The 14,706-nt window shown below is 76.0% G+C and carries 10 protein-coding genes and 1 tRNA gene; 9 read left to right on the top strand and 2 right to left on the bottom strand.

From position 1 onward, the window contains the following. Nucleotides 1-8 precede the first annotated feature (8 nt). Nucleotides 9-2,972, bottom strand: a complete 2,964-nt coding sequence (locus ACWFNE_RS16880; protein ID WP_452123576.1) for an ATP-binding protein — start codon at nucleotides 2,970-2,972, stop codon at nucleotides 9-11. Nucleotides 2,973-3,247: 275 nt separating this feature from the next. Here ACWFNE_RS16880 and ACWFNE_RS16875 point away from each other — a divergent pair, with 275 nt between their 5' ends. Further along, on the top strand, nucleotides 3,248-4,294 hold the full coding sequence (locus tag ACWFNE_RS16875; protein WP_452123575.1) for a class I SAM-dependent methyltransferase: 1,047 nt from the start codon (nucleotides 3,248-3,250) through the stop codon (nucleotides 4,292-4,294). 59 nt (nucleotides 4,295-4,353) lie between these two features. Here ACWFNE_RS16875 and ACWFNE_RS16870 read toward each other — a convergent pair whose 3' ends face one another. Continuing rightward, the gene (locus tag ACWFNE_RS16870; RefSeq protein WP_452123574.1) at nucleotides 4,354-5,586 is read right to left on the bottom strand and encodes an AI-2E family transporter; all 1,233 of its coding nucleotides are present in this window, start codon (nucleotides 5,584-5,586) and stop codon (nucleotides 4,354-4,356) included. 183 nt (nucleotides 5,587-5,769) lie between these two features. On the opposite strand from ACWFNE_RS16870, the gene ACWFNE_RS16865 reads away from it, so the two are divergent. From ACWFNE_RS16865 to ACWFNE_RS16830, 8 genes are all read left to right on the top strand, one after another. Then, a tRNA-Leu gene (locus tag ACWFNE_RS16865) sits at nucleotides 5,770-5,852 on the top strand. A 307-nt stretch (nucleotides 5,853-6,159) separates the two neighbouring features. Beyond that, nucleotides 6,160-6,501: a hypothetical protein gene (locus ACWFNE_RS16860; protein ID WP_452123573.1), complete on the top strand. Its 342-nt coding sequence runs from the start codon at nucleotides 6,160-6,162 to the stop codon at nucleotides 6,499-6,501. Nucleotides 6,502-6,575: 74 nt separating this feature from the next. Then, entirely contained in the window at nucleotides 6,576-7,775 is a 1,200-nt protein-coding gene (locus ACWFNE_RS16855; protein WP_452123572.1) for a Fic family protein, read from the top strand. A gap of 108 nt (nucleotides 7,776-7,883) precedes the next feature. Then, nucleotides 7,884-8,816: a DUF6910 family protein gene (locus ACWFNE_RS16850; protein ID WP_452123571.1), complete on the top strand. Its 933-nt coding sequence runs from the start codon at nucleotides 7,884-7,886 to the stop codon at nucleotides 8,814-8,816. A 117-nt stretch (nucleotides 8,817-8,933) separates the two neighbouring features. After that, nucleotides 8,934-10,511, top strand: coding sequence for a DUF4331 domain-containing protein (locus ACWFNE_RS16845; protein ID WP_452123570.1), 1,578 nt, complete (start codon nucleotides 8,934-8,936; stop codon nucleotides 10,509-10,511). Nucleotides 10,512-10,599: 88 nt separating this feature from the next. Further along, nucleotides 10,600-11,892, top strand: coding sequence for a hypothetical protein (locus ACWFNE_RS16840; protein ID WP_452123569.1), 1,293 nt, complete (start codon nucleotides 10,600-10,602; stop codon nucleotides 11,890-11,892). Continuing rightward, nucleotides 11,889-13,442: a hypothetical protein gene (locus ACWFNE_RS16835; RefSeq protein WP_452123568.1), complete on the top strand. Its 1,554-nt coding sequence runs from the start codon at nucleotides 11,889-11,891 to the stop codon at nucleotides 13,440-13,442. Before ACWFNE_RS16840 ends, ACWFNE_RS16835 begins: the two co-directional genes overlap by 4 nt. 152 nt (nucleotides 13,443-13,594) lie before the next feature. After that, nucleotides 13,595-14,704: a HoxN/HupN/NixA family nickel/cobalt transporter gene (locus ACWFNE_RS16830; RefSeq protein ID WP_452123567.1), complete on the top strand. Its 1,110-nt coding sequence runs from the start codon at nucleotides 13,595-13,597 to the stop codon at nucleotides 14,702-14,704. Nucleotides 14,705-14,706: the final 2 nt, after the last annotated feature.

The following is a 14,706-nucleotide window of genomic DNA, read 5'->3' as shown; positions in this document are numbered from 1 at the left end:
TGTGGCGGCTATGCGCGGCCCCGCGCCTGCCGCCCAGGGTGCCCACTCGATAACGGAAGCATGCGACCGACCCGATCCGGCCGAGGGAACTCGGCGCCGGGCTCGCCGACACCGGCCGTGGCGGTGGGCGAGGCGCGGTCCGGCAGCCGGTCGAGAGCGCACCCGACCGCCTCGCGCGCCACCGTCAGCACCGCAGGACGATCCGTGGGGTTCTGCGCACCAGGTCCTCGCGGCCGCCTCCCGTCCGCCGGCGCGTCAGGGGCGGCGTCGGCCGCCGCGTGCAGGGACCGGGCCGCCGCGGGGTCATCGAGCCGCCCGAGGAGGTCCGCGAGATCTCGTAGCGCAGGCCACAGGTGCGTCCAGTTGCCGGTGGCCGCGAAGTGGTCGACGACCCCGAGGTACCCGGTGAGCGCCTCGCGCACCCGCCCGCGGGCCGACTGCACCGAGAGCAGGCCGATGCCGGCGACGCCGAGCAGGAAGCCGGCACCGGACACGCGCGCGGCCTCGACCGCGTCGACGTAGTGACCCTCGGCAGCGTCGAGCTCGCCCGCGAGCTGCGCGATCTCCCCGTCCACGTAGGCGGCCCAGGCTCGCAGCGTCGGTGACGTGGCGCAGGGGCGCCCGCGGTCGGCGAGCGAGCGGGCCGACACGAGGTCACCCGCGTAGGCGCTCGCGAGGGCGGCGACGCCGTACGTCTCCCGGGGCGCGGGCCCCAGTCGGGCGGCGGCGAGCGCGTGCTCCACGGCCTCCGCGTGCGCACCACGCGCGAGCGCGACCACGGCGAGCGGCAGGAGGCAGTGCCACCGGCCCTCGTCGTCGCGGGCGCAGGCGAGCCCGGCGCGCGCCAGCGCGTCCGCCCGTGCCGGGTCGCCGCCCTGGTACGCCGCCTCCGCCGCCACGCCCAGGACCGCGGCCTCGTGCACGTGCCCCACGAGCGACGGGTCCTCCGCGAGCTCGAGCGCCCATGCGCGGAGCTCCAGCAGGTCCCGGTACCCGACGGCCGCGACGAGCCCGACGACGAGCTCCGCCGCGTCGTCGACGGACCCGCGCGTGCGGGCCGCGTGCCAGGCGGCGCGGAGGTTCGCGAGCTCCCGGCGCAGCGTCGCGTCGGCCGCCGGCTCGCGCTCGGTCTCCATCCCCGCCGCGACGTCCGCCACCAGGCCCCGGGCCCACCGCAGGAGGTGCTCCACGCCGGCGTGACCGTCCGCCGTGCCCGCCGCGTAGCTCCGGACCGTCTCGAGCAGCCGGTACCGGGTCGCCCCGTCGAGCTCGACCTGCAGCACCGAGGCGTCGACGAGCCGCGCGAGCAGCGTCGCCGGGTCCCCGTGCGTCCCGACCGCCGCCGCCAGGCGCTCCGCGGCCGCGAGGTCGAGCCCGTCGGGGAACGCCGCGAGGTTCTGGAGCAGCAGGCGCTCGTCGGGCGACAGCAGCGCGTCCGACCACGCGATCGTCGCGCGCAGCGTGCGGTGCCGGGCGTCGGCCGTGGGGCGCCCGTCGCCGAGCAGGTCCAGCGCGCGGTCGAGCCTGTCGCGCAGGTCCCGCAGCCCGAGCGTCGACAGCCGCCCGGCGGCGAGCTCGATGGCCAACGGGATGCCGTCGAGGCGCCGCACGACCTCGGCGACCACCGCCAGGTCGGCCGGCGTGGTCACCACACCGGGGCGCACCCGGTCCGCCCGCGCGAGGAACAGCGAGACGGCAGGGGAGTCGCGCACGTGCTCGGGGCCGGTCCCCGCCACGGGCACGTCCAGCGGCGCGAGGCGCACCGTGCGCTCCGCGGCCAGACCGAGCGGCTCACGGCTCGTGACCAGCACGCGCAGCCGCGGGCACGCGCCCAGGAGCGCCGCCACGGCGTCGCGCACCGCCGCGAGCAGGTGCTCCGCGTTGTCCACGAGCAGCAGCGCGGGCCGGTCGCCCACGAGCGCGGCACAGGCCGTCAGCACGTCTCCCCGTACCCCCGCCAGACCGAGCGCCGAGGCGAGCGCGTGCGGGACGGCGCCGGGGTCGTCGACGGGCGCGAGCGCGAGCACCACCGCGTCGTCCGCGCTCCGGGCGACCTCGACGGCGACGCTCGTCTTCCCGACCCCACCCGTGCCCGCCAGCGTCACGAGCCGTTCGCTCCCGAGGAGCCCGCGCAGCAGCGCGACCTCCTCCGTGCGGCCCACGAGCGCGGACGCCCGGTGCGGGGCGGCACCCGCCCGCGCGCCGGAGCTGATCCGGGGGCCGGCAGCTCCGCTCGCGACCTCCCGCTCGACCGCGGCGAGCGCCGCGGTCGGGTCGAGCCCCGTCTGCTCGCCGAGCCGGCGCCGGAAGGCCCGCCCGACGCGCAGGGCGTCAGGCGCGCGTCCCGTCGCGGCGAGCACGCGCATGTGCAGCAGCGTCGTGGGCTCGGTGAGCGGGTCCTGCGCCGCCGCTGCCGCGGCGAGCTCGAGCACCTCGCCCGGGTGGCCGGCCGCGAGCGCCGCAGCGACGACGGCTCGGGTGGTCTCCTGGCGGAGCCGCTCGGACGCGACGGCCGCGTCGCGCACGGGTGCCACGTCGGTCAGGTCGGCGAGCACGGGCCCGCGCCACAGCGCGGAGGCCTCACGCAGCAGCGCCAGGGAGCGCTCCGCCGGCGCCGTCCGGGCGGCGTGCAGGAGCGCCCGTGCACGGCCGAGGTCGACGGCGTCGGGCGGGAGGTCGAGCCGGTACCCCTCGGGTGTCGTCGCGAGCCGCGCCGCGCCCGGACCGAGGTGGGCCCGCAGCCGCGACACGTGCGACTGGAGGGCCTGGCGGCCGGAGGCAGGGACACGGTCGGGCCACAGTGCGTCCACCAGCGTCGCGACGGTCACCGTGCGTCCTGCCGAGAGCGCGAGCAGCGCGAGGACCGCGCGCCGCCGCATCCCCACGACGGCGACCTCGGTGCCGCCGACGGTGAGCCGCAGCGGCCCCAGCACGTCGACCCGCACCTCCGGCGCCGCGTCGACCGCGTCCATGCCGCACCTCCCGTGCCCAGCATGCCGCCGTGCGGGCTGCTGGGGAACGGCTCGCCGCGGGCAGGGTCGACCCAGCCCGGGGGTGGCGCGCGTGGACCGGCGCGACGCCGGGCAGGGGCCCGGTCCGGAGCAGGCGGGGCCCTCGTGACAGCGGCGTGCGAGCGCGTGCGAGGCCCGTGACAGCGCACCCCGCGACGGTGGGACCACGCCGGCGATCACGCCGACGTCGGGGCGGGCCGGACCACCGCAGCACGACACAGCACAGGAGACACCTCATGGACCAGGACGCCGTCCTCGCCTTCCTCGGCCGGTTCACCGCCGACCTCGCCGCCACGGGCGCCGCGGGCCAGGTCGCGCTCGGCCACCGGCTCGGCCTCTACCGGGCGCTCGCGGAGGCCCCCGCGACGCCCGACGACCTCGCCGACCGCACGGGCTGCGACCCGCGCTACCTCACCGAGTGGCTGCGCGGGCAGGCCGCCGGCGGGTACGTCGAGCACCACCGGGCCGACGCGACCTTCTCGCTGACGCCGGAGCAGGCGTTCTGCCTCGCCGACCCCGACGGCCCGAACCTGCCGGCCGCGTCGGTGGCGGTGCTCGGCTACCTGCGGGCCGAGCCGCGCCTCGCCGAGGCGTTCCGCACCGGGGAGGGCATCGCGTGGGGCGAGCACGACGCGGACGTGCACGTCGGCACGGACGCGTTCTACCGCGCCGGCTACGTCGCCGAGCTCGTCCCGAGCTGGCTCCCCGCGCTCGACGGCGTCGTCGAGCGGCTCTCGGCGGGCGGCCGGGTCGCCGACGTCGGCTGCGGGCTCGCGACGTCGACCGTGCTCATGGCGCAGGCGTTCCCCGCGTCGACCTTCACCGCGTCCGATCCCCACGCGGCGTCCGTCGACCTCGCCCGCGCGCGTGTCGCCGAGGCCGGTGTCGCCGACCGGGTGGGCGTCGAGGTGGCGAGCGCGCAGGATCTCGGTGGCGCCGGCTACGACCTGGTGACGATGTTCGACTGCCTGCACGACATGGGTGACCCGGTCGGTGCGGCCCGGCAGGTGCTCCGGTCCCTGTCGCCGGACGGCACCTGGATGGTCGTCGAGCCGCTCGCGAGCGACGACGTCGAGGAGACGTTCACGACGGTCGGCCGCCTCTACTACGCCGGCTCGACGTTCCTGTGCGTCCCGAACGCGCTCGCGCAGCACGGCGGCCACGCTCTCGGCGCCCAGGCCGGGCCGCGCGCGGTCGAGGACGTCGCTCGGCGGGCCGGGTTCACGCGGTTCCGCGTCGCGGCGCGCACGCCGTTCAACGCGGTGTACGAGATCCGGCCCTGAGCCGGAGGGGCGGGTGCGGGCGGGCGGCGCAGGGTGCTCGCCGTCCGCCCGGCGGGCGATCACTGCCCGGCGATGCGTTCCGCGTCGTCGGGCAGTGCGTCGTCCTCGTCCGTCACCGGCTCCTCCATCGGCGGGTCGACGCGCCGCAGCCGCGAGAAGATCGCCCAGCACACCGCCACGAGCGGCACGGAGATGACCGCGCCCAGGATCCCCGCGGTCAGCGTCCCCGCGGTCACGGAGAGCGCGACGACGACGGGGTGCAGCGAGACCTGCTTGCCCATGACGAGGGGCTGCAGGATGTGTCCCTCGAACTGCCCGATGAGGGCGATGCCGATGCCGACGACCGCCGCCTGGATCGGCCCGTTCGCGGCGAGCGCCACGATCATCGCGATGATCATCGCCGCGGGGGCCCCGATGAGCGGGATGAACGCGCCGATGAGCACGAGGACCGCGAGCGGCGCAGCGAGCGGGACGCCGACGATCGACAGCAGGAGGAACGCCAGCAGCCCGTCGGACACCGCGATGATCATCGTGCCGCGCGTGTAGCCGGAGAACGTGTACCAGCCGGCCCCTGCGGCGACCTTCCACGTCTCGCGCACCCGCGAGGGGAGCTGGTTGAGGAACCACACCCACATCTCGCGCCCGCGGGCCAGGAAGAACACCGAGCAGAACGTGGCGAGCGCCAGCGCACCGAACACCTCGACCACGCCGCCCGCACCGGCGGCAGCCTGCCCGGCCAGCTCCCCGCCGTGCTCGACGACCCACGCCCGGCCGTTGTCGATCCACTCGTTGAGCTGCTCGGTCGTGACGGAGAACGGCAGCGGGCCGTTCTCCAGGAAGTTGATGATGTCGTCGATGCCCTCGGCGAACTGGGTCGACAGGCTCTCCCACTGCCCGGCGACCGAGACCCCGACGTACGTGAGCAGCCCGAGCAGCACGAGGATGCCGCCGAGCAGGGACAGCGCCGTCGCGAGCCCGCGGGGGAGGAACCGCGAGAGCCCGTCGACCGCGGGACGCAGGACCGCCGTCATGACCAGCGCGATGAACACCGCGACGAACAGCAGCTGCACGCGCGAGGTCGCGTAGAAGATCAGGGCGACCGCCGCGACGACGACGAGCAGCCGCCACCCGACACCGGCCAGGACGCGCAGCCAGTGCGGGGCCGTCTGCTCGAGGCCGATCACCGACGGGTTGCGCCGCGCACCGGCAACCTTGCGCGCCGCCGGGCTCGCCCCCGCGAGGAGACGGCTCGGGACCACCGAGCGGTCGCTCGACGTGCTCTCCTCGGCCATGCCGACCTCCTGGTCCGGGGGCGCCCGTCGATCTCACCCGATGCGTCCGTACGCTGCTGGAACGCTCCCCGGGGCCAGTGTGCCCCTCGGGGGCGATGCATGCTCGGCCGCCGCACCGTGCTATGTTTTCTGCCGCACCTGAGGGAGCGCCGGGAGTGCCCGACGTCCTCTCACGGTCCACCTGTCCGGGTGGCGGAATGGCAGACGCGCTAGCTTGAGGTGCTAGTGCCCTAACGGGCGTGGGGGTTCAAGTCCCCCTCCGGACACTCGTTGAGACAGCGACGAACACGGCCTGACCTGCGGAGACGCGTGGTCGGGCCGTTGCTCGTTTGTGCAGCGTGATCGTGAGAACGCGGTAGAGGTGGCCCTTCGGCTGAACGGTCCTGCGTCGACGGTTGCGCGAGTCGAGACCGTCGTGATCGGTGCGATTTCGGAAGGCGGGGCGGTCCGGAGTGCTGGTCCAGCACGCACGTCAGACTGCCGCTTCATCCTGTTGGTTCTCGCGGCGCGCCCGGTAGGTTCACGGGCGTAGGCGGCGACCGTGCCGTCTCGGTGGTGAGGTGGGGGGCCGGCATGGCCGAGGTGTGGGACGACGACACGACTTTCATGGATCAGGTGGTGTACCTCGTCGATCTGATCGACCGGACGGGGCCACCGGCTCCGTTGCGAGGGCTGACCTTCCGTCGCTGCGTCGTGCGAGGTCCTGTGGTGATCGTGCCTCAGGGCGACATGGTCGTGAGCGGCTGCGACCTCGGTGGCCCGGGCGCGGACGCGATCTTCTACGAGCTCACGCCCGGCCCGCACTCCGGGGTGCTGGTGGTGCAGGACGTGACGTTCGAGCAGTGCTCCTTCGAGAACGTCGGGTTCGCCGGAGATCGGAACCTGTACGCGGCTCTGGCGGGGATCGGGGGCTGAACCCGACCTCTCCGGGATGCGCGACGCTCGGCGATGTCCATCTTTAGTGAAACATCCGGTGATAACGTCGGCCCGTGACAACGGATGGCTGGCCGCCGGCGCTGTTCCAGGAGCACCTCTGGCGCTCGTCGTTACCTCCCGAGCTCCTGTCCCGCTCCGCCCGGGAGCAGATGTCGGAGCTGTACCGGGCTGCCGTCACGCCGGAGATCGCCGACGTCGAGGTCCGCCTGCCGCGGGAGACCGCGGCTGCGGCCGAGGAGGCCTCGGTCCTGATCCGTGAGTTCGACGTCGAGGTCGGCCACGACACCGCGCCGTTCGCCTCGATCCTCCTGCGCTCCGAGTCGGCGTCGTCCTCGGAGATCGAGAGGCTGACGTCCGGGGCGAAGCAGATCGCCCTCGCGGAGCTGGGGGAGGACGCCAAGCGGAACGCGACGCAGATCGTCGGCAACGTCCACGCGATGCAGGCGGCGATCCGGCTGTCGGAGCGGCTCGACGCCGGGTCCGTCCTCGAGATGCACCGGGCCCTGATGCAGGATGCGGAGCCCGACATCGCCGGGAGGTGGCGTACCCAGCAGGTGTGGATCGGGGGCGGTGGCTACTCGCCGCACCGGGCGGCTTTCGTGCCTCCCCACGCCGATCGCGTCGTCCCGGCGATCCACGACCTCGTCGCGTTCATGGCCCGGGAGGATGTCCCCCCGCTGCCGCACGCCGCGCTCGCGCACGCCCAGTTCGAGACCATCCACCCGTTCCCCGACGGCAACGGCCGCACCGGTCGGGCGCTGGTCCACGCTCTGCTGCGCAAGCGTGCGCTCACCCGGTCCGTCACGGTGCCCGTCTCGGCCGGTCTGCTCGTGGACACCCGGGCGTACTTCGACGCGTTGACCGCCTACCGGCTCGGCGATCCGGCCCCGATCGTCGACACGATGGCCCAGGCGTCGTTCGACGCGGTCGCCAACGGTGGTGTCCTGGTGCACGAGCTGCGCGAGGTCCGGGCCGGCTGGGTGTCGAGCATCCGAGCACGGTCCGACTCCTCGGTGTGGCCGCTCGTCGACCTGGTCCTTCGTCAGCCGGTGCTGCACACCGGGCTGGTGCAGCGCGAGCTGGGCATCACCCACACCAACGCGATGAAGGCGATCGGGCGGCTCGTCGAGGTGGGGGCGCTGGCACAGGTGGGTGGTCGTCGCCGCTCGATCCTCTGGCAGTCCGCGCAGGTGCTCGCCGCGCTCGACGCATTCGCGGCACGCGCCGGCCGGCGCCAGCTCGGCGCACCCTGACCCCGCGGTGCGGCACGGCGGCGCCCGTCGACGGGTGCCCGGCCCGGCCCGGTCCTAGCGTGGTCGTGAGCCCGGCCTCCCGCGCCGGGCCGCCCGCGGAGGTGCCGGTTGCAGGTCGAGGTCGAGCACGTCACCGCGCTGCGGTTCGACGACGGCACGCCGGTGCGGGCGGCGTCGGCGGTCGTGGCGTTCGCGGGAGGCTGGCTCGTCGCGCAGGACGACGCGACCCACGCCGCGTGGGTGCGGCCGGGCGGCGTGACGCCGGTCCGCGCGCTGCCGCCGGTCCGCGGGCTCGAGACGTTCGAGGAGGCGCGCGGCACCAAGGCGCTCAAGCCGGACCTGGAGGCGGCGTTCGTCGTGCCCGACGGCCGTCGCGGGGGTGCGGGCGCGGTGGTGCTGCTCGGCTCGGGGTCCTCGCCCGCCCGCGTGCGCGGGTGCCTGCTGCGGCCGCCGGGACCCACGGGCGGGCCGGAGCCAGTCGTCGCGGACCTCGCGCCCCTGTACGCCGCCGTCACCCGGCGCCTCGAGATCGAGGCGGACCTGCTCAACCTCGAGGGTGCGTGCGTCGTCGGTGACGCGCTCCGCTGGTTCCAGCGCGGGCTCCCGCACGCCGGGGTGCCGACGGCGAGCGTCGACGTGGATCTGGACGGGTTGCTGCGCGCCCTCGACGGTGGCGTGCGCCCGGACGACGTGCCGGTGCGCGGGTTGCGCCGGTACGCGCTGGGTGACGTCGGCGGGGTCGGCCTCGCGGTGACGGACGCGGCGGCGCTGCGCGACGGCACGGTGCTCGTCAGCGCCGCCGCCGAGGACACGCCCGACCCGCGGGACGACGGTCCGGTGGTCGGCTCCGCCCTCGCCGTCCTCGACGGCTCCCGCGTGCGGGACGGCGTCGCGCTGCCGCGTCTCGACGGGGCGGTCGTCAAGGTCGAGGGCCTCGCCGTGGTCGAGCACGCCGGGGACGACCTGCGGCTGCTCGCGACCGTCGACGCGGACGACCCCGACGCCCCGTCGCTCGCCGTGCGCCTGCGCGTGCGCCCGTGAGCGACGCGCACCCGACGCGTCCCGTGCCCCGGCAGCGAGGACCCGAGAGATCCACCGGCCCGTCCTGCTGCGAATGGGAGGTGGTGCCGCACGGCACCCCCACCTCAGGAGGACACCATGAGCACACGCGACCATCCCCCTCGGGCGCACGCCCGCAGGCGCACGCCCCGTCGCCGCACGGCGGCGGCCCTCGCGCTGGCGGTCGCCGGCGCCCTGTCCGCCGGAACCCTCGGTGCGACGGGTGCCTCGGCGTCGAGCCACCGGGAGGCGCCGGGCGTCGCGGCGACGCCGCAGCTCGACACGACCGACGTGTACGCGTTCCACAGCCCCGACAAGCCCGGGACGGTGACGCTGCTCGCCAACTGGCTGCCGTTCTCCGAACCTGCCGGCGGCCCGAACTTCTACCTGTTCGACGACAAGGCGCTCTACGACATCGCGGTCGACACGAACGGTGACGCGCGACCCGACATCGTCTACCGGTGGACGTTCACGACGCACGTGCGCAACCCGGCCACGTTCCTCTACAACACCGGCCCGGTGACGTCGCTCGACGACCCCGACCTGAACATCCGCCAGACCTACAAGCTGCAGGTGCTCCGCGCGGGTGCGTGGAGCACGATCCGGGACGGGATGGTCGCGGCGCCCTCGAACGTGGGCCGGGCGTCGATGCCCGACTACGCGTCGCTGCGGCGGCAGTCGGTCTACACCGCCGGAGGCCGCACCACGTTCGCCGGGCAGGCCGACGACCCGTTCTTCCTCGACCTGCGGGTGTTCAACCTGCTGTACAACGGCGACCTGTCCGAGGTCGGCAACGACACCCTGCGCGGGTACGACGTGAACACCACGGCCATCCAGGTGCCGGTCGCCGAGCTGGGCGGCCCGGGCAACATCGCCGGGATCTGGTCGCGCACGTACAAGAAGGACTCGAACGGCGTCTACCGGCAGGTCAGCCGGCTCGGCTCCCCGCTCGTGAACGAGGTCGTCGTCCCGCTCAAGGACAAGGACCGGTTCAACGCGTCGAGCCCGTCGAACGACGCGCAGTTCCTGCAGTACGTGACGAACCCGGTGCTCCCGCCCGTCGTCGAGGCGGTGTACGGCATCAAGGCGCCGGCCACGCCGCGCAACGACCTCGTGCAGGTGTTCCTCACGGGCGTCCCGGGCCTGAACCAGCCCGCGAACGTGCGGCCCTCGGAGATGATCCGGCTCAACCTCACGCCGTTCCCGGGCCAGACGTTCAGCCGGCTCGGGGTGATCGGCGGCGACAAGAACGGGTACCCGAACGGGCGCCGGCTCGCCGACGACACGCTCGACATCTCGCTGCAGGTCGTCGAGGGCGAGCTCGTCGGCTCGCCGAACGACCTCGGCGACGCCGTCGACGCGAACGACGTGCCGTTCGAGGACGTGTTCCCGTACGTCGGGCTGCCGACGAGCGGCTCCACGTCCGTCAACAGCGGCGGCGGCACGCCGTACCCCGGCACCGACGGCGGAGCCGACGCCGCGTCCGCGAGCGCCGCAACGGTGCTCACCGGCGGCGCGGACGGCTCCGCGACCGCAGCCGGCGCCACCGACGCGGTGCCGTCCATCCCCGCACCGGCGACCACGGCGGCGCTCCTCGCGCTCCTCGCCGCGGCCGCTGCGGTGCTCACACGTCAGCGACGACGCGTCACCCGTCCGGTGACGAGCCCGTCCGCCTGACACCACGGGCCGGGACCGTCGTCACGACGCCGGCGGTCCCGGCCCCTCCCTCACCCGTGGCTCGGCCCTGCTCCGTCCGGAGGCCCTCATGTCGTCTCGTCCCGTCCGCTGGTCCGCGACCGTCGTCCTGGTCCTGGCGGTCCTGACCGCCGCCACCCTCGTGCTCGTCGAGCCGCCCGGCGAGCCGCCCCCCGCCCGGGACGCCGCCGTCACGGCCGGCCGCGGCACCCCCGAGACCGCTGCGCTCGACGCGCACCTGCGCGAGGTCCCCGGTGACTGGCCGGCGTGGACCGCGCTGGGCGCGCTCCAGCTCGAACGCGCACGCGCCACGCACGACCCGGGCGCGTACGCGGCCGCCGAGCGCGCCTTCGCCCGGTCGCTCGACCTGCAACCGGGGGACAACGCGGGCGCCCTCGCGGGTCGCGCCGCGCTCGCGGCGGCGCGCCACGACTTCGCGGGCGCCGAGCGCGAGGCCCGGCTCGCGCTGCACGCGGGTCCCGGTTCGCCCGACGCGCTCGCCGCCCTCACGGACGCCCTGACCGAGCTCGGCCGCTACGACGAGGCGCTGGCCGTCGCGCGGCAGCTCGACGCCGCACGGCCCGGGGTGGCGTCGTTCACGCGGCTCTCGTACCAGGCGGAGCTGCGCGGGGACGTCGCCCGTGCCCGGGCGCTCATGGCGGACGCCGCGGCCGGGGCGGGGACGCCGGCGCAGGCGGCGTTCGCCCGCACGCACGAGGGTCTGCTCGCGCTCGGGGACGACGACGTCGCCGGCGCGGACGTTGCGTGGCGCGCCGGCACCGCGGTCGCACCGCGCGACCCGGACCTCGTCGCGCTCGGCGCGCAGGTCGCCTGGGCGCAGGGGGACCGGGCGCTCGCGGTGCGCCGGTGGGCCGAGGCCGTCGAGCTCAGGCCGACCGCCGCGCACCTGGCCGGGCACGCGGAGGCGCTGGCCGCCACCGGGTCGGAGGACGAGGCCGAGCGGGTGCTCGAGCTCGCGCGTGCCGCGCGGCAGCTCGCGGCGGGCTCCGGCGTCGCGGCCGACGCCGACGACGTGCTGTTCGAGGCCGAGCACGGCGACCCGGCGTCCGCGGCGCGTGCGGGTCGCGACCTCCACGCCCGGGCGCCGTCGGTGACGGCGGCGGACGCCTGCGCGTGGGCCCTGCACCGAGCGGGCCGGGATGCCGAGGCCCTCGTCCTCGCCGACCAGGCGCTCGCCCTGGGCTGGCGGCACCCGACCGCGCTCGCGCACCGCGGGATCGTGCGCGCGGCGCTCGGACTGGACGCGAGCGCCGACCTGCGTGCGGCACTGCACGGGGAGTGGCTGCTCCCGCCGTCGCTGGCCGCGCAGGTGCGCGCCCAGCTGGGGACGGTGGAGTCGTGAGGCGGCGCGGGTGGCTCGTCGGCGCCGCCGCCGTGCTCGGGCTCGTCGGGGGAGCGTCCGCGGCGGCCGCCCACCCCCAGGGCGAGCTGTCCGTGAGCACGTACGACGGTGTGGTGGTCGGGACCGACGTCACGACCGTGGACCACGTCGAGGACCTCGCGGAGATCCCCGCGCTCGCCGCGGTCCGGTCGGCGGACCGGGACGGCGACGGACGGCTCGCGGCTGCGGAGGCTCGGGTGTGGGCCTCCGAGCGGTGCGCGCAGGCTGCGCGGCGCGTCGTGCTCGCCCGCGACGGCGTCGCACAGCCGTGGCGGCTGCGCAGCGCGAGCGCGACGCAACGACCCGGCACGGCGGGGCTCCCGCTGCTGCGCGTCGAGTGCCGCCTCGAGAGCCGACGCGCGGTCGACGGCGCGACCCGGCTCAGCCTCGTGACCGAGCCCGTCACCGACGTCGGCTGGCACGAGATCACGCTCGCCGGGGACGGCACCGTCGTGCGCGGCAGCACCGCGCCCGGGCGCACGGTCAGCGCGCGGCTGACGGACTACCCGGCCGGGCAGACGCGCGACGACACCGCCGCCGAGGCGGTCGTCGCCCCGGGCGGCACGCCGCTGCGGGCGTCCACGGACACGGCCACGCGAGCCGGCGGCGGCGTGCTGGCGCCGCTCCAGGCGAGGCTCGACGACGCGATCGGACGCGACGGACCGCTGGGCATCGGGCTGCTCGCCGGTGTGCTGGCGGTCTCGGCCGCGCTCGGTGCGGCGCACGCGGTCGCACCCGGGCACGGCAAGACGGTGATCGCGGCGGCCCTCGTCGCCTCGGGACCGGGGCGGGACCGGGACCGGGGCCGGCGGCTGCGGGAGGCTCTCGCGGTCGGCGCCGCGGTCACCCTCGCGCACACGTCGAGCGTGCTCGTCGTCGCTGCGCTGCTCACGGCTGCCGCGGCGACGCTCAGCGGTCGTGTGCTCGGTGCGTTCGAGGTCGCGGCCGGCGCGCTGGTGCTCGCTCTCGGGGTCGCGCTGCTGCGCGGGGCCGCGCGGCACGGGCACGCGCACAACGGCGACGGGCACGTGCACACCGGGCACGGCGCGGTCAGCCACACGCACGTCCCGGACGCGCACACGCACGGCGTCGGGCACGAGCACGACCGAGCCGCGCTCGCGCTCGCCGCCCCCGCGCGCCCGACGCACGTGCACGCACCCGCCGCCGACGCGGAACCCGCCCGCCGGCATTCCGGCCGCACCGCCGGCATCGGGGTCGCGAGCGGACTGACACCGAGCCCGACCGCGCTCCTCGTCCTGCTCGGCGCCCATGCCGCGGGGCACGCCGGCGTCGGAGTCGCCGCCGTCGTCGCGTTCTCCGCCGGCATGGCACTCACCCTCACGCTCGTCGGCGTGCTGGTCGTGCGCACCGGCGACGGGCTCCTGCGCCGCGCAGCGCGGCAGGGCACCACGCACCGCCTCGCCTCCCTCGCGCCCCGGTTCGCCGCCGCGGCCGTCGTGGTGGCGGGTGGCGTCCTCACGCTGCGCGGCCTCGGGCAGGTCGTCGGCTGACGTGAGGCGGCCGGGCACCGACGCCCCGACCCCACCCGCCCGACCCCACCCGCCCGACGGCTCCCGCCCGACGGCACGCCGAGCACGCCGCTCCGCGACCCCGCTCCACCCGACCCGCCATGCTGGACCGACCGAAGCGACAGGTGACCACCATGACCACCGCACTCCCGCCCCTCCGTCAGGGCCGCCGTCCGCTCACCCGTGACGAGCGCAGGTCCGTCGCCGCCATGGTCGCGGTCGTCGCCGCACTGCACGTCGTCGGGTGGGGCGTCCTCCTCGGCGTCGTCGCGCCCGAGCGGTACCGGCTCGGCGACGGGCAGCTCTTCGGCCTCGGCCTCGGCGTCACGGCGTACGTGCTCGGCATGCGGCACGCGTTCGACGCGGACCACATCGCGGCGATCGACAGCACGACGCGCTCGATGATGGCGGCCGGCCGGCGTCCGCTCTCGGTCGGCTTCTGGTTCTCGCTCGGGCACTCGTCGATCGTCCTCGGGCTGTGCCTGCTGCTCGCGCTCGGTGCCCGGGCGCTCGTGGGACCGGTGCAGGACGAGGGCTCGGTGCTGCACCAGGTGACCGGCACGATCGGGACGTCCGTCTCGGCCGGCTTCCTGCTGCTCGTCGGCCTCGTCAACCTGGTGCTGCTGCGCCAGGTCGTGGGGGTCGCGCGGCGCCTGCGTCGCGGCGAGGCCGACGGCTCGGTGCTCGCCGGGCAGCTCGCGCCCGGCGGTCTCCTCGCGCGCGTCCTCGCGCCGGTGACGCGCCGGGTGGTCCGCCCGCGCCGCATGTACGTCGTGGGGCTGCTCTTCGGGCTCGGGTTCGACACGGCGACCGAGGTGTCGCTGCTCGCGCTCGCGGGCGGCGCGGCCGTCTTCGACCTGCCCTGGTACGCGCTGCTGACGCTCCCGGTGCTGTTCGCCGCCGGGATGTCGCTGCTCGACACGGCCGACGGGTGCTTCATGAGCGTGGCGTACGGGTGGGCGCTCGACCGGCCGGTGCGCACGGTCCGGTACAGCATCGTGGTCACGGCGCTCTCGGTCGTCGTGGCGCTCGGCATCGGCGGCGTCGAGGTGGCCCAGATCGTCGGGGAACGCTCGCAGGGCCGCCTGTGGGCCTGGGTCGAGGGCGTCGACCTCGGGGCCGTCGGGTACGCGGTCGTGGTGACGTTCGTCGTCGTGTGGCTGGTCGCGCTCGGGGTCCGGCGGGCAGGCCGGGACGCCACCCGGGACGGGGAGCGCACCGGAGGAGCGGGCCCGGCGGCCTGAGC

It is taken from the genome of Cellulomonas sp. NPDC055163, assembly GCF_053607065.1.
This window is presented reverse-complemented; position numbering and strand designations above follow the sequence as displayed.

What these genes read in the sequence shown, in the direction of transcription:
- ACWFNE_RS16880 (WP_452123576.1), bottom strand. Translation starts at nt 2,972, where the DNA reads ATGGACGCGGTCGACGCGGCGCCGGAGGTGCGGGTCGACGTGCTGGGG.
- ACWFNE_RS16875 (WP_452123575.1), top strand. Translation starts at nt 3,248, where the DNA reads ATGGACCAGGACGCCGTCCTCGCCTTCCTCGGCCGGTTCACCGCCGAC.
- ACWFNE_RS16870 (WP_452123574.1), bottom strand. Translation starts at nt 5,586, where the DNA reads ATGGCCGAGGAGAGCACGTCGAGCGACCGCTCGGTGGTCCCGAGCCGT.
- ACWFNE_RS16860 (WP_452123573.1), top strand. Translation starts at nt 6,160, where the DNA reads ATGGCCGAGGTGTGGGACGACGACACGACTTTCATGGATCAGGTGGTG.
- ACWFNE_RS16845 (WP_452123570.1), top strand. Translation starts at nt 8,934, where the DNA reads ATGAGCACACGCGACCATCCCCCTCGGGCGCACGCCCGCAGGCGCACG.
- ACWFNE_RS16840 (WP_452123569.1), top strand. Translation starts at nt 10,600, where the DNA reads ATGTCGTCTCGTCCCGTCCGCTGGTCCGCGACCGTCGTCCTGGTCCTG.
- ACWFNE_RS16830 (WP_452123567.1), top strand. Translation starts at nt 13,595, where the DNA reads ATGACCACCGCACTCCCGCCCCTCCGTCAGGGCCGCCGTCCGCTCACC.